Origin of the sequence: Aquimarina sp. Aq78 (assembly GCF_900299525.1) — a bacterium.
Taxonomy (GTDB): domain Bacteria; phylum Bacteroidota; class Bacteroidia; order Flavobacteriales; family Flavobacteriaceae; genus Aquimarina.
Window position 1 is genome coordinate 1 of the sequence record NZ_OMKA01000013.1, and the last position, 1,099, is coordinate 1,099.

The window sequence follows — 1,099 nt, forward strand, 5'->3', positions numbered from 1 at the left end:
CGTAACCGTAACCGATAACATTGATCCAACGATCAGTTGTCCAGCAACCGTAAACGTAAATGTTGATGCCGGTCTATGTACTGCGAGTAGTGTTGCTTTAGGTACTCCTACTACAGGAGATAATTGTGCTGTAGCCAGTACAACCAATGATGCACCAGGAGTTTTCCCGATAGGAGATACGACAGTCACCTGGACAGTAACGGACAGTTCTGGGAATACAGCTACCTGTACACAAACCGTAACCGTAACCGATAACATTGATCCAACGATCAGTTGTCCAGCAACCGTAAACGTAAATGTTGATGCCGGTCTATGTACTGCGAGTAGTGTTGCTTTAGGTACACCGACAACTTCAGATAATTGTGCTGTAGCCAGTACAACCAATGATGCACCGGGAGTTTTCCCATTAGGAGATACAACAGTAACCTGGACAGTAACGGATAGTTCTGGAAACACAGCTACCTGTACACAAACGGTAACCGTAACCGATAATATAGATCCAACAATCAGTTGTCCAGCCACAGTAAATGTCAATGTTGATGCCGGTCTATGTACTGCGAGTGGTGTTACTTTAGGTACGCCAACTACAGGAGATAATTGTGCTGTAGCCAGTGTAACAAACGATGCACCCGGAGTTTTCCCATTAGGAGATACGACAATCACCTGGACAGTAACGGACAGTTCTGGAAATACAGCTACCTGTACTCAAATGGTAACCGTGACGGATAACATCGATCCAACGATCAGTTGTCCAGCAACCGTAAATGTCAATGTTGATGCTGGTCTATGTACTGCGAGTGGTGTTACTTTAGGTACTCCGACTACAGGAGATAATTGTGCAGTAGCCAGTACAACCAATGATGCACCGGGAGTTTTCCCATTAGGAGATACGACGGTAACCTGGACAGTAACGGATAGTTCAGGAAATACAGCTACCTGTACACAAACCGTAACAGTGACGGATAACATTGATCCAACGATCAGTTGTCCGGCAACCGTAAATGTAAATGTTGATGCCGGTTTATGTACCGCGAGTGGTGTTGCTTTAGGTACACCAACTACATCAGATAATTGTGCAGTGGCTAGTGTAACTAACGAT

Annotated in this window: 1 protein-coding gene; it reads left to right on the top strand. The window is 45.0% G+C overall.

Translation table 11 applies throughout. From position 1 onward, the window contains the following. The coding region (locus DG435_RS09120; protein ID WP_159098256.1) for an HYR domain-containing protein at nt 1-1,099 on the top strand (1,099 nt) is incomplete at both ends.